The organism is Candidatus Krumholzibacteriia bacterium (assembly GCA_030748535.1).
Taxonomy (GTDB): Bacteria; Krumholzibacteriota; Krumholzibacteriia; order JACNKJ01; family JACNKJ01; genus JASMLU01.
This window is the reverse complement of record JASMLU010000016.1, coordinates 1-26594: the sequence shown is the minus strand read 5'-3', so window position 1 is coordinate 26594 and position 26594 is coordinate 1. Positions and strand designations below refer to the sequence as shown.

General features: G+C 57.8%; 26 protein-coding genes. 23 read left to right on the top strand and 3 right to left on the bottom strand.

The window, feature by feature from the left end; all coding sequences use genetic code 11:
* Positions 1-379 precede the first annotated feature (379 nt).
* Positions 380-2161, bottom strand: a complete 1782-nt coding sequence (locus QGH30_09145; GenBank protein ID MDP7022506.1) for a hypothetical protein — start codon at positions 2159-2161, stop codon at positions 380-382.
* Between the two features lie 90 nt (positions 2162-2251).
* Positions 2252-3334: a hypothetical protein gene (locus QGH30_09140; protein ID MDP7022505.1), complete on the bottom strand. Its 1083-nt coding sequence runs from the start codon at positions 3332-3334 to the stop codon at positions 2252-2254.
* A 264-nt stretch (positions 3335-3598) separates the two neighbouring features.
* Here QGH30_09140 and pyrR point away from each other — a divergent pair, with 264 nt between their 5' ends.
* The 23 genes from pyrR (at position 3599) to QGH30_09025 (ending at position 25709) form a co-directional block, all read left to right on the top strand.
* A complete protein-coding gene (gene pyrR, locus QGH30_09135) occupies positions 3599-4168 on the top strand; it encodes a bifunctional pyr operon transcriptional regulator/uracil phosphoribosyltransferase PyrR (GenBank protein ID MDP7022504.1) in 570 nt (189 codons plus the stop codon).
* Positions 4165-5136 carry an aspartate carbamoyltransferase catalytic subunit gene (locus tag QGH30_09130; GenBank protein ID MDP7022503.1) on the top strand — a complete coding sequence of 324 codons (972 nt, stop codon included), beginning with the start codon at positions 4165-4167 and terminating at the stop codon, positions 5134-5136. Before pyrR ends, QGH30_09130 begins: the two co-directional genes overlap by 4 nt.
* On the top strand, positions 5133-6503 hold the full coding sequence (locus tag QGH30_09125) for a dihydroorotase (GenBank protein MDP7022502.1): 1371 nt from the start codon (positions 5133-5135) through the stop codon (positions 6501-6503). Before QGH30_09130 ends, QGH30_09125 begins: the two co-directional genes overlap by 4 nt.
* A gap of 10 nt (positions 6504-6513) precedes the next feature.
* Entirely contained in the window at positions 6514-7854 is a 1341-nt protein-coding gene (locus tag QGH30_09120; GenBank protein ID MDP7022501.1) for a tetratricopeptide repeat protein, read from the top strand.
* Positions 7851-8648 (top strand): dihydroorotate dehydrogenase electron transfer subunit, encoded by a 798-nt coding sequence (locus QGH30_09115; protein MDP7022500.1) that lies wholly within the window; start codon positions 7851-7853, stop codon positions 8646-8648. The genes QGH30_09120 and QGH30_09115 overlap by 4 nt, the downstream gene beginning before the upstream one ends.
* Entirely contained in the window at positions 8629-9498 is an 870-nt protein-coding gene (locus QGH30_09110) for a dihydroorotate dehydrogenase (GenBank protein ID MDP7022499.1), read from the top strand. The genes QGH30_09115 and QGH30_09110 overlap by 20 nt, the downstream gene beginning before the upstream one ends.
* A gap of 16 nt (positions 9499-9514) precedes the next feature.
* Positions 9515-10219 carry an orotidine-5'-phosphate decarboxylase gene (gene pyrF, locus QGH30_09105; GenBank protein MDP7022498.1) on the top strand — a complete coding sequence of 235 codons (705 nt, stop codon included), beginning with the start codon at positions 9515-9517 and terminating at the stop codon, positions 10217-10219.
* A 9-nt stretch (positions 10220-10228) separates the two neighbouring features.
* Complete coding sequence (gene pyrE / locus QGH30_09100) at positions 10229-10813, top strand: orotate phosphoribosyltransferase (protein ID MDP7022497.1); 585 nt, start codon at positions 10229-10231, stop codon at positions 10811-10813.
* Positions 10810-12111, top strand: a complete 1302-nt coding sequence (locus QGH30_09095; GenBank protein ID MDP7022496.1) for an SLC13 family permease — start codon at positions 10810-10812, stop codon at positions 12109-12111. The genes pyrE and QGH30_09095 overlap by 4 nt, the downstream gene beginning before the upstream one ends.
* A 7-nt stretch (positions 12112-12118) precedes the next feature.
* Entirely contained in the window at positions 12119-12469 is a 351-nt protein-coding gene (locus tag QGH30_09090; GenBank protein MDP7022495.1) for a carboxymuconolactone decarboxylase family protein, read from the top strand.
* Between the two features lie 48 nt (positions 12470-12517).
* Entirely contained in the window at positions 12518-13498 is a 981-nt protein-coding gene (locus QGH30_09085; protein ID MDP7022494.1) for a GDP-mannose 4,6-dehydratase, read from the top strand.
* Positions 13495-14433, top strand: coding sequence for a GDP-mannose 4,6-dehydratase (locus QGH30_09080; protein MDP7022493.1), 939 nt, complete (start codon positions 13495-13497; stop codon positions 14431-14433). Before QGH30_09085 ends, QGH30_09080 begins: the two co-directional genes overlap by 4 nt.
* Positions 14430-15749: a UDP-glucose/GDP-mannose dehydrogenase family protein gene (locus QGH30_09075; protein ID MDP7022492.1), complete on the top strand. Its 1320-nt coding sequence runs from the start codon at positions 14430-14432 to the stop codon at positions 15747-15749. The genes QGH30_09080 and QGH30_09075 overlap by 4 nt, the downstream gene beginning before the upstream one ends.
* Positions 15750-15887: 138 nt before the next feature.
* Positions 15888-16787: a hydroxymethylbilane synthase gene (gene hemC / locus QGH30_09070; GenBank protein MDP7022491.1), complete on the top strand. Its 900-nt coding sequence runs from the start codon at positions 15888-15890 to the stop codon at positions 16785-16787.
* Positions 16788-16826: 39 nt separating this feature from the next.
* On the top strand, positions 16827-18113 hold the full coding sequence (serS, locus tag QGH30_09065) for a serine--tRNA ligase (GenBank protein ID MDP7022490.1): 1287 nt from the start codon (positions 16827-16829) through the stop codon (positions 18111-18113).
* Positions 18114-18127: 14 nt separating this feature from the next.
* On the top strand, positions 18128-19387 hold the full coding sequence (locus QGH30_09060; protein MDP7022489.1) for a HAMP domain-containing sensor histidine kinase: 1260 nt from the start codon (positions 18128-18130) through the stop codon (positions 19385-19387).
* Positions 19388-19399: 12 nt separating this feature from the next.
* A complete protein-coding gene (locus QGH30_09055) occupies positions 19400-20968 on the top strand; it encodes a bifunctional response regulator/alkaline phosphatase family protein (GenBank protein MDP7022488.1) in 1569 nt (522 codons plus the stop codon).
* Between the two features lie 11 nt (positions 20969-20979).
* On the top strand, positions 20980-21411 hold the full coding sequence (tsaE, locus tag QGH30_09050) for a tRNA (adenosine(37)-N6)-threonylcarbamoyltransferase complex ATPase subunit type 1 TsaE (GenBank protein MDP7022487.1): 432 nt from the start codon (positions 20980-20982) through the stop codon (positions 21409-21411).
* Positions 21408-22037, top strand: a complete 630-nt coding sequence (gene tsaB, locus QGH30_09045; GenBank protein ID MDP7022486.1) for a tRNA (adenosine(37)-N6)-threonylcarbamoyltransferase complex dimerization subunit type 1 TsaB — start codon at positions 21408-21410, stop codon at positions 22035-22037. Before tsaE ends, tsaB begins: the two co-directional genes overlap by 4 nt.
* Positions 22034-22540 (top strand): ribosomal protein S18-alanine N-acetyltransferase, encoded by a 507-nt coding sequence (gene rimI, locus QGH30_09040; GenBank protein MDP7022485.1) that lies wholly within the window; start codon positions 22034-22036, stop codon positions 22538-22540. The genes tsaB and rimI overlap by 4 nt, the downstream gene beginning before the upstream one ends.
* Positions 22537-23355: a purine-nucleoside phosphorylase gene (locus QGH30_09035; GenBank protein ID MDP7022484.1), complete on the top strand. Its 819-nt coding sequence runs from the start codon at positions 22537-22539 to the stop codon at positions 23353-23355. The genes rimI and QGH30_09035 overlap by 4 nt, the downstream gene beginning before the upstream one ends.
* Before the next feature lie 154 nt (positions 23356-23509).
* The gene (gene accD / locus QGH30_09030; GenBank protein ID MDP7022483.1) at positions 23510-24514 is read left to right on the top strand and encodes an acetyl-CoA carboxylase, carboxyltransferase subunit beta; all 1005 of its coding nucleotides are present in this window, start codon (positions 23510-23512) and stop codon (positions 24512-24514) included.
* Positions 24498-25709 (top strand): folylpolyglutamate synthase/dihydrofolate synthase family protein, encoded by a 1212-nt coding sequence (locus QGH30_09025; protein MDP7022482.1) that lies wholly within the window; start codon positions 24498-24500, stop codon positions 25707-25709. The genes accD and QGH30_09025 overlap by 17 nt, the downstream gene beginning before the upstream one ends.
* A 5-nt stretch (positions 25710-25714) precedes the next feature.
* Here the strand turns inward: QGH30_09025 and dcm are convergent.
* On the bottom strand, positions 25715-26594 hold an 880-nt coding region (gene dcm / locus QGH30_09020; GenBank protein MDP7022481.1), incomplete at its 5' end, for a DNA (cytosine-5-)-methyltransferase.

The window sequence follows — 26594 nt, the reverse complement described above, 5'->3', positions numbered from 1 at the left end:
GATTTTCCTCGCACTGGGGTGGTCGACCAGATTGAAATGCCTCGCCAGGATGCGCGAAACAGCCTGGGAGACAATCCCGAGCATCAGAAGACCCGTTCCAATCCAGAACCAGTGCATGAAGACTCCACTCTTCCAAAACCAGGCGATGAAGCGCCAAGCGCTACATAGTAGCCAGAATCCCTGTTCTGTCAATCAGCAAGCACATCCTGCGCCTGCTTCCCATCGCATTGGTTTCCTGTTTCCTCCGAGTCTCCCGATTCTGATACAAAACGGGCTGATGGAGATATACAGTTCCGGAGGGAATTCGTCCAGAAGAATTCAGGGTACACAAAAAAACTCCCGCAGGGAGCGGGAGCTTGCTTGTAAATAAAGCGGTAAGCTACTTAAGTAGCGTGATTTTCCTCAGTTGGCTTTGTCTTCCTTCGCCCTTGAGCCGAAGGAAATAGACCCCGCTTGCCATCGGATTGGCACCGGAATCCAGGCCGTCATAGGTGAATTCGTGCATTCCGGAGCCCATCGGGACATTGTCGATCAGGGTGCGAAGAACCCGCCCGGAAGGAGAAACAAGGTCCAGGGTCACGGCCTGCGGGGATGCCAGCTCGAATTTCACAAGGGTCGAGGGGTTGAAGGGATTGGGAAAATTCGCATGCAGGCGCAAGTCACCCCAGCCCGGAATCCCCGGTGCATCGGTGCCGCCGCCGGTCGCTGTCTCGATGTCATAAGTGAAACTGTGCCCGTATCCCACCGTCTCTCCATTGGCAATGCAGAGGTGAAGTTCATCGATGCTACTGCAGGGCTGACTCAGGGTGTACTCTCCGTCAGAAGTCGATCCGTCGAGGAGAACCTCATCGAAGATCACGGTGCCGTCGTTCATCTTGATCACGAGCATGGGATGGAAGTTCTTTCCATTCTGCCCATCGAAGATCACATGCGGGTAATCAGGCAGTCCATCGATCGTATGGTGGCGAGCGTAGCGAGCGGCCAGATGGTCGAGAGTGCCGCTCTGCGCACTGGGCGGAAGTCCACCGTAGTTCTTCCAGGACTGACGGGTGTACATGTCTGAAGCATCGGGATATCCGTAGCCCGCTTCCGCAAAGTAGCCGGTCAGGCAGTTGAACTGGCTGAAGCCCCCGAAGCAGTCCTCCAGAGTGCTTCCCCAGGCCACCAGATTGTTGTGATAGCTGGTGAGCATGGGCCAGGCAGGATAGCTGTCACGCAGTTCCCAGAGATCGACGATCATCTCGACCCCGTAGATTTCGCTCATATACAGTTGGAAGATACAGTCCTCGTAGCTACCGCTTCCGCCATAGTCCAGCGGCTGGTGGGGAGAGGACAGCGGACTACCCGAAGCGGCCAGATAAGTGTGGTAATCGTTGACCACGGGGTAAGCGATCTCCTCCATCCAGGTGGCATCCAGTTCTACCCATCCTCCCTCTGTCCAGTTGCTGCAGGTGTACTGGCTCGCATGTTTGAACTCATGAGCGCAGGTGACCTTTGCAGCACCTTTCTGGTTGCCTTCGGGATCATCATTGCCCGGGAAACCATAGAAGTTGCGGTGAAGAACAATGCGAGTGCTTCCCCCGTAGATTTGGGTATACCCGTAGTCGCCCATATTCTGGAAACTCACCTGATAGAAATTCCCTGCGGCGACATAGGGAGCCGTGAAGCCGAGATTGTCAACTTCCTCTGTCCAGGAGTAGTCCATGTATTCGCCACACCATTCCACGAAGTCGGGAACGCCATTGCTGTCACTGTCGCCCGTGGGGACGGCATTGCTCCCGCTCGTGTAGTAAGTGAACTGGAAGTGTCCCCCAGGTGTGAAGTAGGTACTCCTGTCGGCACGGTTTTCATTGAAAGGTTCGTTCATCCAGTGACGGAGTTCCGCCTTGACGGACTCCTCAATGACCGGGTCCTGAAGAATCGAATGAAAGAGAAAGGTCGAACAGCGTGCGGGCTGATCCCCTTCGACCCTGAAGTCAGGATTCATGGTATCTGGGGCAAAGATGTAGCGAATCTTCTGGAGAGCCGCATCGCTGGGGGATAGCAATCCCTCCTCAAGAGCGGTGTCAATAAACTGGAAACTCATGCAATCGTGGGCGAGCACGGGAACGCTCATCAGAATCAGGCAAAAGCCCAGAATGCGGTAGACAGGAAAGCGCATGATATTCCCTTCGTTGGGGCAGAACAAGCCACAGGCTTTCCGTGCGGAGAGCCGGAACCTCCCGATTTTACCACGAATGAGGGGCCCAGTTCAACGCAGGCGGCTGCGATACCGGCGGTGATAGGCCTTCAGGCGCTGGAGCATCTGCCTTTCACGCCCCCTTGCGGGGCCTCGGTAGGCGAGCCTTTCCATCAGTTGCAGCATCCCTTTTGCATCCCGAAGACTCACGGATTCGGAGGCGGCTCCCCGGGGGCCCATGTTGTGATAGTTCTCCAGGGCCAGAGCCAGGGCGCAGGATGGGTGTCCCGCAAGCTGAAAGAGGCTGGCCTCGCAGGCCCCTCCCGGCATGAGAGCCCGCTGGAAGCGGAATCCGGATTCCTGCTTTTGCAGCTCTTCGGCGCTTTCACTGAGCCAGCGGGTGAGGGAATCGTCGAAGACACTCATTCGATCCCCGACCCGGATGACCGGGCCAGCCCCGATTTTGAAAGAGGGCAATTCCCGGCTGGTTTCCATGACCAGCAGGGGCAGTTTACGGGGGAGAAGTTTCCCCTCGACGACTTCCATTGCTCCGACAAAACCGACTTCTTCGGCCACGGTAAAGAGACCGTAGACATGGGCTTTCCGGCCACTGGAAACAAGTCGGTCCATGAGGGCGAGAATCAGTGCGGCACTCAACTGGTTGTCCAGGGCGCGAGCACGAATGCGGCCCCCTTTCAGGGACAGCTCGGGAAGATCAAAGCTGCCCCAGTCTCCGACCCTCGTCTTTGCATCGCAGTAGACATGGAGAAGAGTCTCCTCTTTCCTGCGGTCCTTGGACATGAGAAGGGAATAGGTTTTCGCAGAATAGGGCCCGTCTTCGCCATAGAGAAGAATCGAGGAGTTGCGAAGGGTCTTCTCGTTCACTCCCCCGAGAAGTTGAAGCCGTGCGTGACGACCGCGGGTCTTGATGACCTCAAAGCCGGGATGATCCATGTGGCAGGTGAAGGCAAAAGGAAAGCTCTTTGCGCCTGGATTTCGATACTCGATCAAGAGGTTCCCGGCCCGGTCCTCCCGGAGACGAAGTCCCCGCTCCCTGGCGAATGCCCTGACTCTTTCTGCGACAAGCTCTTCGTGGAAGGGCGCAGTAGGGATGTTGAGGATTTCTTTCAGCCAGGCATTCAAGGAACGGGACATGCTTCCCCTTTCGTTCCGGCGACTCTATCCCGCGTCGAAGGTGCTGGCAAGTCCCCGCTTGCATTCCTGACCCATCTGCACTAAATTCTTCCCGGCTCGGAGAACCGTGCCCCAGCACCCGTTTCCTTTAAAACGATCCAGAGAGGTCGAAAAGGGAGGGACCTATGAAAAGCAAAGCGGAAGTTCCCGGCCAGAAAATGGCAGGGGCTTTTTTTTGCCTGAATCCAGGGCTCTCCCCGCATCAACAGCCGGGAGGGAGTCCTGATGCCCACTGAAAGTCCCACACAATTTCGCCAGAAAGCCGTCTTGCTGAGTCCGGAGCAGGTACACCGGGCGATCAAGCGAATGACCCATGAGATTCTCGAGAGGAACTCCCGGATCGAGGATCTCGTGATTCTCGGCATTCGCACCCGGGGCATTCCTCTGGCCGAACGAATTGCCGCCTACTTGGCCAGCATCGAAGGGGGCGGGCAGGTTCCGACCGGAAGCCTGGACATTACCTTCTACCGCGATGACCTGCGCACCGTGGGACCACAACCGGAGGTCGGTGAGACTCGCATTCCCGTGGACATCAGCGGAAAGCAAGTGATTCTGGTGGACGATGTTCTCTACACGGGGCGCACGGTGAGAAGCGCCATGGACGAGATCATGGACTATGGCCGCCCCGCTTCCATCCAGCTTGTCTCCCTGATCGACCGTGGACACAGGGAACTTCCCATCCGGGCGGACTATGTCGGCAAGAACGTGCCGACCAGCAGTCGCGAGACCGTGGAGGTTCTTATCGAGGAGATCGACGGCCGGGACGAGGTTCTTCTGATGGAGGTGGACCAATGAGCTTCCAGCAGCAACACCTTCTCGATCTTGAAAGTCTCTCTTCCAGTGAAATCCTGCACATTCTCGACACGGCCGAGAGCTTTCTCGAGGTCAGCGAGAGGGAAATCAAGAAGGTTCCCACGCTTCGCGGCTTTACCGTGGTGAATCTGTTTTTCGAAAACAGCACCCGCACGCGGGTCAGCTTTGAACTGGCGGAAAAACGACTCAGTGCTGATGTGGTCAACTTCAGTGCTTCGACCAGTTCCGTTCGCAAGGGCGAAACCCTCCTGGACACGGTGGAGAATCTTCTCGCCATGAAGATGGACATGATCGTAATGCGGCACGGTGCCAGTGGCGCGGCCAAGTATCTGTCCGAGCGGGTTCCTGCGAGCGTCATCAATGCGGGAGACGGGACGCACGAGCATCCTACTCAGGGCCTTCTGGATCTGATGACCATGAGGCAGCAGCTGGGGGAACTTGAGGGAAGAAAGGTCGTGATTCTGGGCGACATTCTTCACAGTCGTGTCGCAAGAAGCAATATTCAGGGACTCCGGAAACTGGGAGCAGAGGTCGTTCTCTGCGGGCCGCCCACCTTCATCCCTCCGGGCATGGAGGATTTGGGGGTCAAGGTGGAATTCGATCTTGAGTCGGCCATCAAGGGTGCGCATGCCCTGAACATTCTTCGCATCCAGAAGGAAAGGCAGGAGGCAGGCTTTCTGCCAAGCCTCCGGGCCTATGCCAGAGACTGGCAGGTTCAGTCCCGCCATCTGTCCCTTCTTGATCAGGAGGGAATCATCATGCATCCGGGGCCCATGAACCGGGGAGTGGAAATCAGCCCCGAAGTGGCAGACGGTGATCGATCGGTCATTCTCCAGCAGGTTACTAATGGAGTCGCCGTTCGAATGGCGGTTCTCTACCTGCTCAGCCAGGCGCGTCGGAACGCGCCCGCAGAGACGCAAGAAACCCTGAGCATGGAGGTGGGCGCATGAAGAACTGGCTGGAAGTTAGCAGCATGGATCGCTGGTGGGTGGACAATGTGAAAGTGGTCGATCCTGTGGCCGACCGGGTTTTCGATGGCTCGCTCTGTGTTCAGGATGGTCTCATTGCGGAGCTTCGTGAAGGCCCGGCGCCGGAAGATGCTCCCCGTCTCGATGGAGAGGGTCTCCACCTCGCCCCGGGTCTGGTGGACCTTCATGTTCACCTTCGTGAACCGGGCTTCGAAGAAAAGGAAACGATCGAGTCGGGCAGCCGTTCCGCCGCTCGTGGCGGAGTGACCACACTTTGTGCCATGCCCAATACCAATCCAGTCTGCGATGATGGCCCCCGGGTGTCCTACATCCTGGAACGCTCGGCGCAGGCCGGTTTTGCAAAGGTGCTTCCCGTGGGAGCCATTACCCGGGGCAGTGAGGGCCGGGAACTGGCGGATCTCGGGGAGATGCACTACGAAGGAGCCTGTGCCTTCAGCGATGATGGGCGACCGGTCAGTGATTCGGGAGTGATGCGAAGGGCCATGGAACTGGGAAGAACCTGGGACGCACTCATAATGAGTCACAGCGAGGAGCGAAGCTTGTCAGAGGGAGGGCAGGTTCACGAGGGAGCCATGTCGGCGAAACTGGGTCTCGAGGGGATTCCCCGGGAGGCAGAGTCCATTGCGGTGGATCGGGAGGTCAGGCTGTCTCGTCTTACGGGTGCCCGCTTGCATCTCTGCCACCTCTCGAGTGGATCCTCGGTGGAAATCCTCCGCCGCGCCAAGGCCGATGGCCTGAAAGTGACCGGAGAGACGACTCCCCACTATCTTCTTCTGGATGACTCGGCCATTGAAGGCTACGACACTCACAAGAAGATGAACCCCCCGATTCGTGAGAAGAGCGATCAGGAAGCACTGGTCGCGGGGCTTTGCGATGGAACACTCGATGCTGTCGCCACCGACCATGCGCCACATACGGAGATTGAGAAAAATGTGGAATTCGCCTACGCTCCCTTCGGCGTGATCGGTCTGGAGACCAGCCTGGCCGCCGTGCTGACCCGTCTTTACCATTCGAAGCTGATGGAACTTCCCCGGGTCCTGGCGCTGATGAGCAGCCGCCCCGGTGCCATCCTCGGTGGGAATGCCGGAAGTCTGGAGCCAGGAAGTCCTGCGGATCTCTGTCTCTTTGACCCGGAGGAAGAATGGCTTGTGCGGGCAGAGGACATGGCATCGCGCTCCAGAAACACGGCCTTTGAGGGAATGACCCTGCGGGGCCGGGTTCGGGCGACCTTCCTCAACGGCAGTCCGGTTTACCGTCGCACAATGGACGAAGGGAAAGAGAATGAGGTGTTTACTCCCGCAAAAAGGATGCAGGAAAGCGCGTCCTGAAGTTCAGGGTTTGATTCTGCTCGCCATCCTCCTGTTTTCGGTGGTGGGCTGCGCCTATTTCAATACCTTCGCCAATGCCCGCCAGGCCTTTCGCAAGGCAGAGGAAGCAGCACTCGATAGAAACGGAAACCTCAGCAGTGCGGCTCGTCGCGACTACGACCAGTGTGTCAGGAAATGCCAGAAGCTTCTCGACGAATATCCCGAGAGCAAGTGGGCCGATGATGCCCTCTTTCTCATGTCCCGCGCCTTCTTCAATAAAAAGGAATACGGTCGTTGTCTTCGGCGTCTGAATGAACTCCGGGAGAGATTTCCGGAGCATCCCTTTCAAGAGGAAGGGCTCTTCATGCGAGGTGTCTGCTATCTCGAGCGGGATGATGAGAGCCGGGCCATCACAGAACTGGAACGACTTGAGGAGGAGTTTCCCAAAAGTGACTTCCTTGCCGAAGGGATTTACCGCATTGCAGAGGCCGAGTTTCGTCTGAACAACTGGGAAGCTGCGATCGAAGCCTACGGCCGCCTTCTCTCCCGTTTCAAGAAAAGTGAATGGAACGACTTGTCCCGCATGCAGCGGGCGAAGTCCTGGCAGAAGCTCGGCCAAACGAAAGAAGTTCTTCTTGAGACCGAGGCTCTGGACGAAGTGGGAGTGGACCGGGGCATTGTCTTTGAGGGACAGGTTCTGCGCGTGGAGACGCTTCTTGAAATTGGCAGTTTGCAGGAAGCCGATTCCCTTCTTCGGGACCTGGAAAAGGTGGCGGAGAATTTCCAGTCCAGGGGTCCGGTTCTTCTCTTGCAATCCCGTGTACTTGAAGGGGAGGAAGACCTCGAGGGCGCGGTCACCATTCTCGAGAATGTCATCACCGAGTTTCCCCGCAGTCTTTCTTCCTCGGAAGCCTGGTATCGCATTGGACTGATTCGTCAGATTCGCGAAGGTCGACTGGAAGAGGCGGCAGAGGCTTTCGGGAAGTCCATGGCGGAAACATCGGGCAGCATTTTCGGGGGGCTGGCGGCCAGCCGAAAGGTGGCACTTGAGGAATTCATAAAGGCCCGGGAAACCATGAGCGATGCCGAGGGCGACTCTTCCGCTGCGGAGGCCCGCTTTCGTCTGGCCGAGAACCAGTTTCTGCGTCTTGAGGATTCGGAGAGCGCGCTTCAGGAATACGAAAGCCTTCTTCGCGATTTCCCCGACAGCCCCTGGGCGGAGAAAGCCGCCTTCGCCCGATGTTACCTGTATCGATATGTCTTTGCAGACACGAGTGCTGCCCTGGAGGCAAGCGAGGAGCTTCTGGAGAACTATCCAGATTGCGAAGCCGTGGACTGGGTGAAAAACTGGAAGCAGGAACTGTCTCCATGACACAGCCATTGCGAGCAGTCTTTCTGGAGGCAGGGGTTCTTTCCTGCAAAAGGGACGGGCTCTACCATCAGCTTCTGCTCGAAAACCCGGGACTTCCGGAGTCGGGCCCCGGTTCTTTCTCCATGCTGAGAGTCCCCGGCGATCCCTCTGCATCCCTGCTTCGCCCCATGAGTCTTCTCGACTGTGGAGGCTCCCTTCGCTTCCTGTTCAAGCCCGTCGGGCGAATGACCCGGCAAATGACCCTGCTGAAGGAGGGGGACTCCGTTCAGGTCTTTGGTCCCCTGGGAAACAGTTTCCGCGAAACTTCCGCTTCTTCGGTCCTGATTGCGGGTGGGGTCGGACTGCCTCCGATTCACTTTCTCTCCCGGCGGCTGTCGGGGTCTGGATTGGCGCACCGGATGATTCTGGGGTTCAACCATGCGGAGGAAATACCCCGGGACCTGCTTTCAGAACTGACTGTGAAGCCGGAGATCTGCACCCTGGATGGCTCGGAAGGCTTTTCGGGGAACCCTGTGGAGTGTCTTCTTGCAAGCCGTGGCGACGAAGCGCTGCTCCTGCAGGCCTGCGGCCCTCTTCCCATGCTGAAAGCCCTTGCTGAATCTGCGGGAGAGGAAGATCAAGTGGAGCTTTCTCTCGAAGAGCGAATGGCCTGTGGAGTCGGTGCCTGCAGATCCTGTGTGGTTCCCGTGGAAATCGATGGCCTTCGCTCCCAGTTGACCGTTTGCCGGGAAGGTCCGGTTTTTGAAGGGCGGACGCTCTTCAGAAAGGAAAAGCATGCGGGATCTTCAAACTGAAGCGGGCGGGCTGAAGCTTCGCAACCCCCTGATCGCAGCTTCCGGCTGCTTCGGATACGGTCTCGACTACGATCCCCTGCTTCCTCCCGAGACCTTTGGCGCCATCGTGACAAAGACCATCACTCCGATGCTCCGTGCCGGGAACCCCGTGCCCCGAATCCGGGAAACCGCTTCGGGTATCTTGAACTCCATCGGCTTGGAGAATGTGGGTCTGGAGAGGTTTCTCTCGGACAAACTCCCTGCTCTCATGGAAAGAGACCTGACTCTGGTGGTTTCCATTTCCGCAGGCACTGTCGGGGAATTCGCCGACATGGCAGAGCGTCTGGCCAAAGAGAATCAGGTGGCGGCTCTTGAACTGAATCTCAGTTGTCCCAATGTCGCAGCTCATGGTCGCAATTTCGCTACGGATCCGGAGCAGGTTTCGGAGATCTGCCGGGCCGTGCGACCCGTCTTTGAAGGCCCGGTCTGGGTGAAGCTTACACCGAATGTGACCGACATTGTTTCCGTGGCCCGTGCTGCGGAGGAGTCTGGAGCCGATGCTGTAACGGCCATCAACACACTTCTGGGAATGGACATTGATCTTGCGACCGGCAAAAGCCCCTTTGCCAACGGAGTCGCCGGTCTTTCCGGGCCGGCCATTCTGCCGGTGGCACTGGCCGCTGTCTGGAGAATCCGACAGGCGCTGGAGATTCCGGTCATCGGGGTCGGGGGAATTGCCACGAGCGAGGATGTTCGCAAGTTCCTCCATGCAGGAGCCAGTGCCGTACAACTGGGAAGCTCGATATTCATGGATCCCCGGAGCCCATTCCGAATTCTGGATGAACTTTCCTCCCGGGATGATCTTGCCTGAAGCCGAAAGGAAGCCGATGGACCTGTCGCAAAGACTGATCGTGGCCCTTGACTTTCCCACTGCCGACGAGGCCCGGGCCCTTGCCGACAGGCTCGCTCCCCTTTCGCCGGGACTGAAGCTGGGGCTGGAACTTTTCACGGCCGAAGGCCCGGCACTGGCCCGGGAGATTGCCGCCCGCGGAGAACTTTTCCTGGACCTCAAGTACCATGACATTCCCAATACGGTGGCCCATGCGGTGTCCCGGGCCTGCACTCTCGGTGCATCCATGATGAACCTTCACATGTCGGGCGGAGAAGAAATGGTGCGGGCCGCGGTGAAGGCTCGCGACGATGCCGGGCCCGCGAAGCTGATCGGCGTGACGATTCTGACCAGTCTGGATGACCGGGATCTATCGCAAAGCTGGGGTGTGCCGCTCGATGCTTCTGCCCTCGCTCTTCGCATGGCGGAACAGGCAAGGGACTGGGGGCTCGATGGCGTGGTGGCATCGGCCCGGGAAGCGGCGGCCATTCGAAAAGCCTGTGGCGATGATTTCCTGATTGTCACTCCTGGCATTCGCCCGGCGGGTGCAGACAGCGGAGACCAGAAGCGTGTCCTGAGTCCTTCGGAGGCTCTGCGTCAGGGAAGCAGCCATCTGGTTGTGGGTCGCCCGATACGGAATGCCGAAGATCCCCTGCTTGCTGCCCGAGCGATTTTGGATGACATGGCGGCAGTTCTCGCTTAGGAAGGAATCATGAAAGAAGAAGTTATCCTCTCTGCCCTGCGGGAAACGGGGGCCATGCTCGAAGGACATTTCCTCCTGAGCAGCGGGCTTCATAGTGACCGTTACTTCCAGTGTGCCCGACTTCTGGCCCGCACCGACTATGCCGCACTTTGCGGCAGGGCGATCGCAGAGAAGCTGACCGATAAGCCGGATCTTGTCATCAGTCCCGCCATGGGCGGAATCGTGATCGGGCACGAAGTGGCTCGCACTCTCGGGATTCCCTTTCTCTTTACAGAAAGAGAGGAAGGGAAGATGAAGCTGCGTCGCTTTGACTGGCCCCGGGGAGCAAGGGTGGCCATTGTCGAGGATGTGGTGACCAGTGGGGGAAGCCTGATCGAGACGGCAGAACTGGTCCGCCATCACGGCTGCGAGGTGATGGCCACGGCCGCCATCGTGGATCGAAGTGGCGATCGTTCCCCGGACTTCGGCGCTCCCTTTCTTTCCCTCTTGCAGGCAGAAGTAAAAACCTGGGATGAGGCGCAGTGCCCGCTTTGTGCGGCCGGTTCGGAAGCCGTCAAGCCCGGCAGCCGGGACCTTCTGGAGCGTAAAGGATGATTCCCTTGCTGGAGGGCCCCGCAGGGGCGGTCTCGGTCTTTGCCCTGAGCTATCTGGGGATCATCCTCTGGAAGCGACAGAAGACGAAACTGCTGTGGGCGGGCGTTCTTCTCGCCTTTCTCTTCGGCCGAAACCTGATGCCTCTCTCCGAACTCGTCCATTCCATCAACTGGAATGTGATGGGGATCTTTGCCGGCACGCTGGTCGTGGCGGAGCTTTTCATTCTGAGCCGAGTGCCGGAACTGCTGGCCGATACCTTTGTGAACCGTTCGAAATCCGTGGGTGCCGCTCTTTTTGCCATTGCCGTGATGACGAGCCTGCTCTCGGCCTTTATCGAAAACGTGGCCACGGTTCTGATCGTGGCGCCCATCGCTCTTGTGATCAGCCGGAAGTTGAAGATCAACCCCACGATCTTCATGATCGGCATTGCCGTCAGTAGCAACCTGCAGGGAACGGCAACCCTGATCGGTGACCCCCCGAGCATGATTCTCGCAGCGGCCATGAAGATGGACTTCAACGATTTCTTTTTCATGAAAGGCGCAGATGGAATCGTGCGCCCGAGCATTTTCTTCGCCGTGCAATTCGGGGCCCTGGCGAGCTACGGTATTCTCTGGCTCTTCTTTCGGAAACACCGGGAGAAGCCGGACAAGGTGGAGCCGATTCAGGTCAGCACCTGGACTCCTACCTGGATACTGACCCTGATGGTTCTGGGTCTGGCGCTCTCGGGTCTTTTCGACCCGGAGTTCCGCTACGGCGCAGGAGTGATCAGCATGCTGGCCGCTGTCGGTAGCGTCCTCTGGTATCGACGAAGGGATCCCTCGGAAACGAAGGCTCTTCTGAAGCGCTACGACTGGGACACGACCTTCTTCCTTGCCGGTGTATTCGTGATGGTGGGGATCGTGGAAAGAAGCGGTGCCCTGGAAAGCCTTGCACACACTCTCTCGGGAGTGGTGGGGGACAGTCCGATGAAAGCCTTTCTTGCCATTGTCTGGATCTCTGTGGCCCTGTCCGCAGTGATTGACAATGTGCCCTACATCACGGCAATGATTCCCGTGGCTCTTGGCATGTCATCGGTTCTGGGCATTGATCAGAACCTGCTCGTCTTCGGCCTTCTTATGGGAAGTTGTCTGGGCGGGAACATCACCCCCGTTGGAGCCAGCGCAAACATCACGGCCATGGGGATTCTCCGCAGGGAAGGCTATCATCCCGGCTTCGGAGAGTTTATGAAACTTGGCTTGCCTTTCACCATCGTAGCAACCGCCGCGGGAACGGCCTTTGTCTGGTGGATCTGGTCCTAGGAGGAACATGAGTCGCATCCGTGAATTCGATGAGTTTCGCGAGAAGATGAACGAGATCATTCTGGGAGAAAAGAACCGGGCCATCACTCGCATGTTCGGCGTGGATACCCTGAGCTACCAGGACGGGGCACTGGACCGGAAGACCAAGGAAATGCTGGGTCTTTCGGCCTCCATGGTGCTCCGTTGCGATGACTGCATCCTCTATCATCTTCGCAACTGCCATGAACTGGGAGTGAGTCGCGCGGAACTCTTCGACATATTCAGCGTTTCCCTGACCGTGGGGGGAACGATTGTGGTTCCCCATCTTCGTCGCGCGGTGGCCGTTCTGGAAGAACTGGAAAACGCTTCCCGCGATTGACTCCCGGCTCCTGCTTGCCTAGGATAGCTTCATGCGAAAGGAATGATCATGAAAGTCCTGATTACTGGCATTACCGGTTTTGCGGGAAGCCACCTGGCCGACTATCTTCTGTCCGAGCAGCCCGATGCCGAGGTTTTCGGCATCTACCGCTGGCGAAGCCGACAGGAGAACATCACGCAGCTGGAAGGCCGGGTGAGTCTGCACGAGTGCGACATTCGCGATGCCACCGCTTGCCGTGAGGTGCTGGAGGAAATCCGGCCCGACCGGGTCTTCCATCTGGCCGCCCAGAGTTTTGTGCCGACAAGCTGGAAGGCACCCCAGGAGAGCCTGAGTACGAATATCCTCGGGCAGTTGAATCTCTTTGAGGCGATCCGAAAGGCCGACCTGGATTGCCGGATCCAGATTGCCGGTTCCAGCGAGGAATACGGACTGGTTCATCCCGGGGAAGTTCCCATCCACGAGGACCAGCCTCTGCGTCCACTTTCTCCCTATGCCGTGAGCAAAGTGGCTCAGGACACACTGGCCTACCAGTACTTCCAGAGCTTCGGCATGAAGACCATTCGCACAAGGGGATTCAATCACACGGGGCCGAGGCGCCCTTCCGTCTTTGTCTGCAGTGATTTCGCCCGGCAGGTCGTGGAAATCGAGATGGGCCTGCGTGATCCGGTGATCCGGGTCGGCAACCTGGAAGCACGCCGGGACTTTACCGATGTAAGGGACACGGTTCGTGCCTACTGGCTTGCCCTGGAAAAGGGAGAGCCCGGCGAGGTCTACAATGTCTGCACGGGAAGGAGTTGGTCCATTCAGGAGATTCTCGACAAGTTGCTGGACTTGGCCGGTGTGGAAGTTCGCGTGGAGAAGGATCCTGCGAGAATGCGTCCGAGCGATGTCCCCCTGCTCGAAGGAGATGCCAGTAGACTGAAAGAGGCCACAAACTGGGAGCCGGTGATTCCCTTTGAACAGACGCTCTCCGATCTGCTGGATGACTGGCGACAGAAACTTGCACTGAGCGGGAGCGCTCTCTCTTGAAGATTCTTCTGACCGGCATTGCGGGATTTGTCGGACGGCATCTGGCGCTGTCCCTTCGGGACCTCGGCCATGAGGTCTGCGGGACGGATCTTCCCGGCCAGATTCCTGTCCCGGGTTTCGAGGTGAAGGAACTGGATCTTAGCAGGGAGGATCCCTCTCCCATGCTTCGGGAGATTCGCCCCGACGCGGTGGTTCATCTTGCCGCACAAAGTTCTCCGGCTCGTTCCCTGAAGGACCCCCGGGCTACCTTCGAGTCCAATGTCACCGGAACCCACCGTCTTCTGGAAGCCATGAGGGAGAGTTGCCCCGACACCAGACTGCTCTTTGTCGGCAGTGCCGATGTTTATGGTAGCAGCGACTCGGCTCACTCCGAGGACGATCCTCTCGAACCCGGCAATCCCTATGGCGCCAGCAAAGCGGCCGGTGAGATGCTGGTTCTCCAGTACGCCCGTACCTGGTCCCTGCCCTGGTTTGCGACCCGCAGTTTCCCGCATTCCGGCCCGGGTCAGTCGACGGACTTTGTGCTTCCGGCTTTTGCAAAACAGATTGCCGAAGCGGAAGCAGGTCTCCGGGAGCCGCGGATTCTTGTAGGCAACCTGCAGGCCCGCCGCGACTGGCTGGACCTGAGGGATGTCCTCTGTGCTTACGAGCTTCTTCTGGAAAAGGGGCAGCCCGGCGAGGTCTACAACGTCTGTTCCGGGCAGGCTCATTCGGTGCGAGAGGCTCTGGACTATTTCGTTTCCCGTTCGAAACTTCCCCTTGAAATCGTCGAAGACCCTTCCCGGCTTCGCCCGGTGGATCTTCCCCTTCTTCTCGGTGACTATTCCCGTCTTCAGGAAGCAACGGGCTGGACCCCGCAGTTTTCATTCAGCGAGATGCTCGAAAGGGTCTTGAGCTACTGGAAAGAACACGCAGTGAAGGAGAAAACCAAATGAGCAGGACCCTGGTGATAGGTACAGGTTATGTGGGGCTGGTTTCGGGTGCCTGCATGGCGGACTTCGGCAATCGGGTGACCTGTTACGACATAGCACAGGACAAGATCGATACGCTGAACCGGGGCGAAGTCTCCTTTTACGAACCGGGGCTTGAGGACCTGGTGCGCAGGAATGTGGATGCGGGCCGCCTTTCCTTTTCCAGCGACCTTGTTGAAAGTGTCGAGTCTGCTGTTGCGATCTTCATCGCAGTGGGAACCCCGGAGAGGGAAGATGGCAGCGCAGATCTCGATGCCGTTTTTTCGGTGGCCCGGGACATTGGTCGCAACCTGAAGGGCTACAAGATCGTGGTGCAGAAGAGCACGGTTCCCGTGGGAACCACCCGTCGCGTCGGGGAAATCATGAGGGAAGAGGCCGGCCCGGATGCGGACTTCGACCTGGTGAGCAATCCGGAGTTCCTGCGAGAAGGGTCTGCGATCAATGACTTCATGCGCCCGAATCGCGTGGTGCTGGGCTTCGACGGTGATCGTGCGCGCGAGGTCGTGAAGGAAATCTATCGGCCTCTCTACCTCAATGAGACTCCCGTCCTGGCGACAAGCCTGGAGACAGCGGAGATGGTGAAATACGCGTCCAACGCTTTTCTGGCCGCCAAGATTTCCTTCATCAATGAGGTGGCCGAGTTCTGTGAGAAAGTGGGAGCGGATGTGCAGGTCGTTGCCCGAGGCATGGGGATGGATCAGCGCATCGGCTCGAAGTTCCTGCACGCCGGGGCAGGCTTCGGAGGATCCTGTTTCCCAAAGGATACACAGGCACTCCTTCATATGGGGACGGAGTCCGGGGTGAAGATGGGTCTCGTTCGTGCGGCGATTGAAGCGAACGAGCGGCAGCCTCTTCGGGCGGTGGAGAAAATGCTCCGTCTTTCCGGAGGCAGCGTTGACGGGCTGCGCATCGCTGTTTTAGGCCTGAGCTTCAAGCCGAACACCGATGATGTGCGGGATGCAGCGGCACTGAAGATTATAGAAGGTCTGGAGAAGGCCGGAGCCACCGTTTGCGCCTTTGACCCGGTTGCTTCTAAAAACGCCCGCCTTGCGAAACCGGACCTCGAACTGGCGGATTCCCTTTTCGGCTGCATCGAAGGGGCTGATGGCCTCGTCATCGCGACAGAGTGGAACGAGTTCCGGGTTCTGGATCTTGAGAAAGTGGCCCGCCTGATGGCCAATCCCCGTGTGGTGGACTGCCGCAATATCTATCGAAGAAAACAGATGGAGTCCCTGGGCTTTGCCTATGCCTCCTTCGGACGCGAACAGGACGAGTCGTGAAAGTTCTCGCGGTCGTAGGTGCAAGGCCGAACTTCATGAAGCTGGCCCCAGTTTTGAGGGCCATGAGAGGTTTTGAAGGAGTGGTCATGAGACTCCTCCTTGCTTGACCTCCCTGCCGTGGAGACCTAAGATCGGCGCATGGAAAAACTACGGATTGCCTATCGGAAAAACCGCGTCATGGAAGAGGCTGCCCACTACCTGAAGGACAGCATCCTTGAGTCCTCCAGAGATCTGGAAGTGGAACTCTTGTCTGTGGAAGCAGAGTTGCAGTATTCCCCTGAAGATCCTGAGTCCTATATCAAGGAACTGGAAGAGGCGCTGCAGGCCAGGAAAGCGGATCTTGCCGTCCACCTTCTCAAGGAAATCCCGGTTTCCCTTCCCAAAAAGATCGAGCTGAAGTCCGTTAGCGAGCGGATCACACCTTTCGACGCCTTCATCTCCGACGATTACACCTTTCTGGACGAGTTGCCGGAGGGTGCGAAACTGGGAGTCAGTCACTCGCGGCAGTCGACCCAGTTGGGCTTGTTTCGCTCGGATCTGGAGTTCGTGGAATTACATGGCTCGGTCGACAGTCGCATACAGCAGATGAAGAGCCGAAACCTCGGCGGGCTGATCCTGGGCGCAGAAAGCCTTGAGCGACTCGGAATGCAGGAGTCGGTGTCGGAAATGGTGGTGGGGAACATTCTTTTGCCCAGCCCCGGCCAAGGCTGTCTTGGTATTTTGGGGCTTCGCAGGAACGAGAACTGGAATGAACTTCTCGAGACAGTGGGCGACCACACCAGCCGGGTGGAGACCATTGCAGAGCGCGCCTTCCTTGCGAGAATGGGAGACAACCCGGAGCTTCCGGTCGCAGCACTTGCTGCCATGGATTCCTCCGAACTGATTATCGAGGGTTTTGTCGCAAGCAGTGACGGGGAACGCTCGGCGCGAGACATCGTAAGAGGGAAACCGAAATTCGCCGAAGAACTGGGGAACAAGTTGGCCCTCTTGTTGACCGCAAGCCTCGGAGACACATCCTCGGTCGCCGAAGAGTCCTGAGTACCCGCGACTTTCACTCCATGATCGAAGGCAGGAGTCATGCTCGATCGCAAGTTCATCCGAATGAATCCAGAAGATGTGCGTAAGGCCATTGCGGATAAGCGGGAAAGCGCAGAACTGGACCGCTTTCTGGAACTGGACGCAAGGCACCTCGATATCCTGCGCAAGGCGGAGGATCTCAAGGGAGAGCGCAATCGCGCGAGCGAAGAAATCAACCGGATGAAGAAGTCGGGAGAGGACTGCACGGAAGCGATTACGAAGACTCGCGAGCTGTCCAGAGAGACCAAGGAACTGGACGCACAGAGAGCCGCGCTGGAAGAAGAGCTTCTGGAAGTCCACCTCACGATTCCCAACATGCCTCACGAATCGGTTCCTCGTGGTGGCGAGGAAGACAATGAACTGGTTCGCAGTTGGGGTGAGATTCCCGGGGAGGGGGAGTTCGAAAGAAAGCCTCACTGGGAGATCGGAGAGGAACTGGGGGTTCTGGACATTGAGCGCGGCTCCAAGGTGGCCGGTAGCGGTTTTCCGGTCCTGATGGGAGGCGGTGCCCGGCTCGAGCGTGCGCTGATCAACTTCATGCTCGATCTTCACCGGGAGAACGGTTTTCTGGAAGTCTGCCCGCCCCTGATGGTCAATGATGATGCTGCCCGGGGCACCGGCCAGTTGCCGAAGAGCGCCGATCAGATGTACCGGACGGCCATCGAAGGTCTCTGGCTCATTCCCACATCCGAGGTTCCGCTCACGAACCTCTATGCAAACGAGATTCTGGACGGAGACCGTCTTCCCATTGCACTGCAGGCCTTTACTCCATGTTTCCGGCGGGAGGCGGGCGCCCACGGGAAGGACACCCGCGGGCTTCTGAGGGTTCATCAGTTCGACAAGGTGGAGATGGTCAAGTTTGTGGAACCGGAGACCAGTTTCGAGGAACTGGAAAGTCTGGTCAATGAGGCGGAGAAAGTTCTACAGGCTCTGGAGATTCCCTATCGGGTTTTGACCCTTGCTTCGGGTGACCTCTCCTTTGCGGCATCGAAATGCTACGATCTCGAAATCTGGTCGCCGGGAGTCAAGCGTTGGCTGGAGGTGTCGAGTGTTAGCAACTTCACCGACTTCCAGGCCCGCCGGGCGAACATCCGCTATCGTCCGGCGAAGGGGGAAAAGCCCGCCTTCCTGCACACGCTCAATGGCAGCGGCGTGGCCCTCGCGCGTCTGATGGCCTGCCTTCTGGAGACGGGACAGCGGGCTGACGGAAGAGTGAACATTCCTGAGGCTCTTCGCCCCTGGATGGGTGGCCTGGAGTTTCTGGAGCGTGAGGAGGTCTTTCCCTGATTGGTCGCGGCTTCATGTCCAGCGAGCGGATTCGCCTGATCATCCGCGCTTACTTTCTTGTCGGGAGCATCCTGCTCCTTCTGCTTGCGGTTCTCTATATTCGCTCTCTTAGCGAAGAGGCTCGCGAGGAATCCAACTTCAGCGCTCACTCGATCAGCGGCATGGTGGCTCTTGCGCTTCAGGCCGAAGAGGACGAGCTCTTTTATGACCGCCTTCGTTCCCTTCTCGATGAGGTGGCCGAGGAAGCTCCTTTTCCCCTGATCATAACCGATGTAAAGGGTCGGCCCCTGTTCTGGGAAGGGGTGCCGGGGATCCCCGTCGAGAAAAAACCCGACTTCGAAAATCTACGGGGAATGGATCTGAACAATCCACCCAGCGAAGAGATGGCGACCCTGATTACTTTGGCCCGGGAGTTCCGGCACGAGGGACAGGCTCTTGTCTACTTCTCGCCGGTGGGCAAGCGGCGAGTGCAGGGCTATGTCTGTTACGGGGAAAGCAACCTGGCGGAAAGGCTGCGCCGCGGGATTGTCGTCCAGCTTCTGATCTTCCTTCTCTTTCTGGTCACGGGAACCCTCGGCTTCTTTCTGGTGAAGCGTTTCGAGCAGGAGAGTGTCTGGGTGGGTCTTGCCAAGGAGACGGCTCATCAGATGGGAACGCCTCTTACAAGCCTGCTGGGCTGGATTCATCTGGGGCAGGCAAGGGTTTCAGAAATGGAGTCCGCCGGGGGAGTGGAGGAGACATTTCGCGAGATGGGCCACGATGTCGAGCGGCTGCAGAAGGTGTCGGACCGTTTCAACAGCATTGGTGGCTCGCCGAATCTCAAGCGGGATGAAATGCGTCCCATTGTCGAGAAGACCGTGGAGTACTTTCGTACTCGACTTCCTCACTACCGTACCCAAGTGGTAATTGAAGAGAGCTACGACGAGGTTCCCATGGTGTCCCTCAATGCGGAGCTTCTCGAATGGGTGGTCGAGAACCTGATCAAGAATGCGCTTGATGCGATTGACAAGGAAGAGGGCAGGATCCAGATTTCCCTGAGCTATCAGGGCAGCTCAAAGTCGGTGGACTTGCATGTCCGTGACAATGGCCGCGGGATTGCATCGGCTTCGCGGCGCAAGGTCTTCCGACCGGGTTTCACTTCCCGTTCGGGCGGCTGGGGATTGGGACTGACTCTCAGTCGTCGCATTGTCGAGGAATATCACGGCGGAGAGCTCTTTCTCCTCGACAGCCATGATGGCCACGGATCCTGTTTTGTCATGCGGCTTCCCGCCTAGGACCGGAGAACGATGAATCAGTCAACACGGCAGAATATCCTGTGGGCAGACGACCAGATCGACCTGCTCAAGCCCCACATTCTCTTTCTGGAGGAGAAGGGCTATGCCGTGGAGGGCGTGGCCAATGGCGACGATGCCCTGGCCCTCATCGAGGAGAAGAACTTCGATCTCCTGCTTCTGGACGAAGTCATGCCGGGGAAGAGCGGGATCGAAACGCTGAGCGAGGTTCGAAAGCTCATGCCTTCCCTGCCCGTAATCATGATCACGAAGAGCGGGGAAGAGAGCCTGATGAATGAGGCTCTTGGCGGGCAGGTCGAGGACTTTCTGGTCAAGCCGGTCAATCCCGTGCAGATTTTTTCTGCCATCAAGCGGCTGTTCGAGGGTCGGAAGATCCAGGAAAGTCAGATGACGCAGAGGTATGTCAGCGACTATCGGCCGATCTCCATGGAAAGCATGGATCTGGTCGACTGGCAGCGGTGGATGGAGGTGAATCGCTTTCTGGTCGACTGGGATCTTCGTCTCGACGAGTTCGAGGATTCGGGACTTGAGCAGACCCACCGGGATCTGCGCAGGGATCTCAATATGACTTTCGGGCGCTATGTGGAAAGCAACTATCCGAAGTGGATGAAGGCTGAGTACCCGGATCGTCCCCTGATGAGCCCCGACATTTTCGGCGATGTGGTTCAGCCCTATATCGAAGCCGGGCGACAGGTCTACTACATCGTGATCGACTGCATGAGGCTCGACCAGTGGAAGGTGATCGAGGATCTTCTCACGCCCTTTTTCAATATCCAGGTGGAGGACTACTTTGCGATCCTTCCCACGGCCACGCCCTATGCCCGCAACTCTCTCTTTGCCGGACTCTGGCCTGATGAGATTGCCGATCAATTGCCTCAGTACTGGCTGGAAGATCCCCGCGAAGAATTGAGCCTGAACCGGTTCGAGCGGCAGTTGATGCAGGAAAAGTTGAAGCGATGCGGGCTCGGGGACCGGAAGTTCAAGTATGTGAAGGTGTCGAATATCTCGGCAGCCAATGAGCTGTATCGGCAGATCGGCAGTTTCCGACAGATTCCCTTTGTGGCCCTGGTCTTCAACTTTCTGGACATTCTGGCGCATGGCAGGAGCCAGTCGGAAATTCTTCAGGAGATCGCTCCCGACGAATCCGCGTTCCGAAGTCTCATGATCTCCTGGTTCCGGCACTCCGCGCTCTTTGATATCCTGAAGTCTCTGGCCCGTTCCGGAGCTCTGGTCGTGCTGACCAGCGACCATGGCTCGGTCTTCTGCCAGCGCTCGGCACTGGTTCAGGGAAACCGCGACACTTCCTCCGGCATTCGCTACAAGTATGGTGACAATCTGGGCTGTGACCCGAAGCAGACCCTGAAAGTCATGAGTCCCCGAGACTGGCATCTTCCCTGGAACCGAAAGACCAAGAACTACATCTTTGCCCGGGAGAACTTCTACTTTGTCTATCCCACGAATTTTCATGACTACGAAAAGCGTTACCGCGGAAGCTTCCAGCACGGAGGGCTTTCCCTCGAGGAGATGATTGTCCCGTGTGCCATCCTCGATCCCAAAGGATAGCTCTTTCCTCTGTGGAGGAGACCGGTCGCTTCGCTCGCGCTCTGGCTGCGGTGGCTGTGGCCGGGGATTTCTTTGCTCTCTATGGCGACCTGGGAACCGGGAAGACCACCTTTAGCGCCGCCTTCTGCTCTGCGCTCGGCATTGACCCCCGGGAGGTGGACAGCCCCAGTTTTGTTCTTCAGAATCGCTACGAAGGGCGCCTTCCCGTTTTCCACTTCGATGCTTATCGCCTGGAGTCCGTGGAGGAACTGTTGGATGCCGGACTTTTCGATGCAGAACTGGAGACGGGGGTTTCGCTTCTTGAATGGGCAGACCGGGCCGAGAGTGCTCTGCCCGAAAATGCACTTCGTTTACGATTTTCGATGAAAGGTGAAGGGCGGGAAGTGATCTTCGAAGATCCCCCCGAGCGTTTCGCAAGCGCCATGGCTTCGGAGGGCTCATGATTCTCGCACTGGATGTTTCCTCCAGCCTGGGCCTGCTGAGTCTGGAAGTGGAAGAGGGACGGATCCTGAGTCGTGTGTCCCTGCGTCCCCGTGAGCATCGTCGCTTTCTGGAGAAGGGACTTTCTGATCTCCAGAAAGAAAGCGGAAGACCCTGGTCCGAACTGGAGCGCGTGGCACTAGGCATCGGGCCCGGTTCCTTTACGGGCCTTCGTGTGGCTCTTGCTACGGCCAAGGGGCTGGTTTTTGGAAGACCGACACCGATCCTGCCTCTCTCCAGTCTTGCGATTCCGGTGGCTGCCTGCGAGTCTGCCCCGATCCTGATTGCCCGCCCCGCCCGCTCCCGAGAGTACTGGTCGGCCTTCTTTGAACCGGGGGCTTCCAAGCCGCTGTTCGAGCAACTTCGCAGGGAAGAGGAACTGGAAGAGTGGCATCGGGAACTGCTTGCCGACTGGCCCGGACTGCGGCTTGTCAATGGCAAGGAGCCGGAGGCGGAACTTCAGTTGCAGGCTCTTGCCCGCCTGGCCCGGAACCCGGAGGGGGAACTTTCCGGATATAATAGAGACCGCCTTCTTCCCCGTTATCATGCAACAGCCTCCGTGACCCGCCCGAAGGGAGAAGAGGCGTGACGCTTCCCCTGGAGTTTACATTCGACTACTCCGAAGGGAAGTGTCAGTGCCTGAGTTACGGCCCGGAGCATGTAGACCGGGTGGTTGCCCTGGAGGAAACCTGTTTTCAGGATCCCTGGAGCCGGGGGCTTCTTGAGGCCGAGGCCCGGCATGCCGAAAAACGATGGAACCTGGTCCTTCTCTGCGAAGACGAGTTGGTCGGCTATGCCCTGCACTGGCAGATGGCTGAAGAACTTCATCTTTTGAACATTGCCATCGAGCCTTCCTGGCGAAGGAAGGGGCTTTCCTCGGGACTGATCCGGACGGTGGCGAAGCTTGCACTGGAGCGGGGCTTTTCCCATATGATCCTCGAGGTTCGCGAGTCCAATGAGGCGGCTCGTGCTCTCTACGAGTCTCTCGGTTTCCTTTACCTGCACCGGCGAAAGGCCTACTACACCGACAGCGGGGAAGATGCTCTGGTGCTCTGGCTTCCCCTGGAAGCGGAAATCAAGGAGGAGGAATGAGACGGGAAATCTTGCCGCTTGATCTTCGGAAGTCCCTGGAGAAGATCCTGCCCCTCTGGCCTTCGGAACTGCCGGCGCGAACCCGGGCGGTCATCCTGGGAAGTGGTCTCGGTCCCGCGGCCGAGGACTTTGAACTCGTCTGGGAGAAGAACTTCGAGGAGCTCGGACTGATTTCTGCCGGCGTGGAGGGGCACAAGGGTCGCCTTCTGCTGACCTCTGCCGGAGAGGTTCACTACCTCTTTCTTCAGGGTCGCCTGCACCGCTATGAAGGTCATCCCGATCGGGAGGTTTTGCTCCCTGCGGCGGCACTTGCCTGCCTTCCTCTGGATTGCGTTCTGGTTACGAATGCAGCCGGAGGGCTCAATCCCGACTTCCAGGCGGGGGACTTCATGCTGATCCGGGATATCCTCAGTTCCCAGTTGGCCGATCCCCTGCGGGGTGGAGAAATCCCGAAGGATTCCGGCCCCCTGCAATTGTACGATGCGGATCTTTCTGCGGACTTGCAGGGTGCAGCGCGAGGCAGTGGGCTTCGCCTGCACGAGGGAGTCCTTCATGTCGGCACGGGCCCCGCCTACGAAACTCTGGCCGAGATGCGAATGGCCCGGGACATGGGTGCCTCGGCGGCCAGCATGAGCACTTTTCCGGAGTCGGTGCTCTTTGCCCGAATGGGCGCAAGAACGGCGGCCATGTCCTGCATTACCAATGTGATCGCAGATTCCCCGGACGAGGAAACCAGTCACGAGGAGGTCGTGGAGGTGGGAGCGTCTGCGGCGGTGGATTTTGCGGGTTTCCTGCGGGAGTGGGCTAGCAAGTAATTGGGAGACAATGACTTGTCGGTTTTAGCCTTCCGCTTTTGATGCCCCTGTTTCCTCCCGGAAAACGGCTTTTTCCCGATAAAGCCTTGCCCGCCACCGCAGTCCCTTCCTATACTTTCCCATCCTGAAAGACACCCGCATTGGATAAGGAATCATGAGCTGGCTGAAAAGAACCCGTAAAGGACTGAAGGACTCCACGCGCGCCAGTCGCAAGGAGATCCCCGATGGCCTGTGGCTGAAGTGCAGTAGCTGCGGGGAGATTCTCTTTCGCCAGGAGTTGGAGAAGAGCCGCTGGGTCTGCTCCAACTGCAAGTTCCACTTTCGGGTAGATGCCTACAGCTACCTGAACTTCCTTCTCGATGAGGGCAGTTTTGAGGAAACCCATCGCGGACTTCGTAGCAAGGATCCCCTGAACTTCAAGGCCGGCAAGGATCGCTACACGGACAAGGAAAAACAGGCGCGCAAGAAGACCGGACTCGATGATGCGGTGGTCACCGGTTTGGGTACCGTGAGTGGGCACCCCGTGAGCGTGTCCGTCATGGACTTCCGCTTCATGGGCGGGAGCATGGGCTCGGTGGTGGGAGAGAAGATCGCCCGCTCGATCCGGGATGCCATTGAAAAGCGCCGCTCGCTGATCATTGTCTCACAGTCGGGCGGGGCGAGGATGCAGGAGTCGATCCTGTCGCTCATGCAGATGGCCAAGACTTCGGCACTTCTCGGCGAACTGCGCGAAGCGGGTCTGCCCTATATTTCCATCCTTACTCATCCGACGACCGGCGGCGTGACCGCTTCCTTTGCCATGCTCGGGGACATTATTCTTGCAGAACCGAAGGCCCTGATCGGCTTTGCCGGGCCCCGTGTGATTGAACAGACCATCCAGACGGAACTTCCCGAAGGTTTCCAGACCTCTGAGTTCCTGCAGGAGCATGGCATGGTCGACGCAGTCGTGGATCGCGCAAACCTGGGACGCTTTCTCGGCAACAGCCTGAGGTTCTTCACCGGCGGGCGTGCCCGGGCCGGAGAAGACAGCGAGGGCAGCGAGAGCGGCATTGCTTCTTCTTCCCGTCGCTCCGGCGGTTCTGCGGGCGACAGTCCGGATCTCTTCCGCGCCCGTGCCGCATCGGCCGGCGGAGGTTTGCCGCTTGACCCGGAAGCCTGAAGACCGCCACTACGAATTCCCCGAAGCTCCCCTCTTTGAAAGCAAGAGCGAGGCAGAAGCCTTTCTTTACGATCTTAGCCGCTTCGGCATGAAGCTGGGGCTTTCGAACATTCGCGAACTTTGTCGCCGGCACGGAGATCCGCAGAAGGGTCTCCGCTTTATGCATGTTGCCGGCACCAACGGCAAGGGTTCGACCTGTTTCTTTCTGGAGTCCCTCTTGTGCGCCCACGGTCAGCGCGTGGGAGCTTTTGCCAGCCCCCACTTGCAGCACATCGGCGAAAGGGTGCGCGTGGACGGGGTCTTTCTTTCCGAGGAGGATCTTGCCCGCTGGGTGTCTCTTGTTCGCAAGGACCTTGAGGAACTTCGCGCGACATTTTTTGAGGCCATGACCCTGATCGCTCTCCTGCACTTTGCCGAGAAGAAAGTAGACTGGGTGGCCTGGGAGACGGGTCTCGGGGGTCGCTATGACTCGACACGCGTGGTGGAACCTGCACTGACCTGTATTACCCGCATCGGCCTGGATCACACGAAATACCTGGGCTCGACTCTCGAGGAAATCGCCCGCGACAAGCTGGGAATTGCAAGGCCCGGAGTTCCTCTCTACACGGCTCAGGAAGAAGGCAGGCTTCTGGATTATATGCACTCGAAGGCGAGTGATGCAGGAGTGGAGTTGATTTCCGTGCCCTCTCTGGACTTGCCGGCCCTGCCCGAGTTTCAGCGTGGTAATGCAGCGCTGGCTTTACGGATGCTCGGCGATCTTGATCTCCTTCCCGAGGATGCAGAATCTGTGTTGCTTTCCACTGCACTGCCCGGGCGTTTTGAAGTCCTGCGCGAGGATCCCCTCTTTGTCGTCGATGGCGCTCACAATCCGCAGGCTCTCTCGGCAGTGCTTGCGGAGTGGTCGCATCGGGTGAGTACTTCGCAGGGAACTGTGATCTTCGGCTGCAGTGCGGACAAGGAAGTGGAGGGCCTGCTCGATCTGCTTCTGGAATGTGGCTCGCGGATTGTTTTGAGCCAGGCGCGGAACCCTCGCTCCCTGCCGGCTAGCGAACTGCATGAGCGCGCGGGAAGGCCCGAAGGCTGGCAAGTAAGCGCGGGACTGGAGGAGGCTCTGGGTTTGCTTGGGTCGGAAGAGCCGGTGCTTGTTACGGGGTCATTTTATCTGGCGGGGGAGGGGCTTTCGAGGTGCTTATGACTAAACTAGGGATTAGCGTATTTAGCATCTAGTGCGGTTGCGATCGCATCTGCTATGCGTTTGACTACTGGCACAGCGACAGAGTTGCCGGCTTGCTTGTAGCAGTGCGATCTTGCCATGTTCTCAGGAAACTTGACTTCAGGGGGAAAGCCCTGAAACCTTAGGCATTCAGCCGGAGTCAGCTTTCTGATGCCGTAATTGTCTAGTATGAGAGGAACATTATGGCCGCCTGTACCCATGTTTGCAGTCAGAGTGGGGCAGACATTGCTCTTGTTCTCCCTGACATACACTCTGCGCCACTGATATACAGTATCTCTCCTCTTCATAGTGGAGGAGAGTTCTTCGTAATAACGGTGCCCGGGTGGATAGTAGTATATATCGTCCTGTTTCCCATTTTCCAAGACACTATGAATTGCCCTGGTCAGCTTAACTGGGGAAGGAATCTCAAAATTGATGCTACAAATGTAGTCGGCATTCTTTGTCGTGAAGAGAGATTTCTTCGGCTGCTCATTTACTGCGCAAGAGCAGGCAGATTCATCACGAAAACCCACAACATAGATGCGCTCCCGAGTCTGCGGAACATTTCCGTATTCTTTGGAGTTGAGGACAAATGGAATAAACGAGTATCCTAGATCTTCAACGATTGTTTTGCGAATTACATTAAAGGTGTTTCCTTTGTCATGACCCACAAGGTTCTTAACGTTCTCAAGCAGATATGCTTCAGGTTGAAGCTGTTCTATGAAACGTGCTGTTTCAAAGAAGAGGTTTCCTCGGCCCTTCTCGTCATCAAAGCCTTGACGGTAACCAGCTACGCTGAAGGCCTGGCACGGGAAGCCGGATGTGAGGATGTTAACCTCTCCCAGCTGTTCTTTAGGTTCTGTAAAG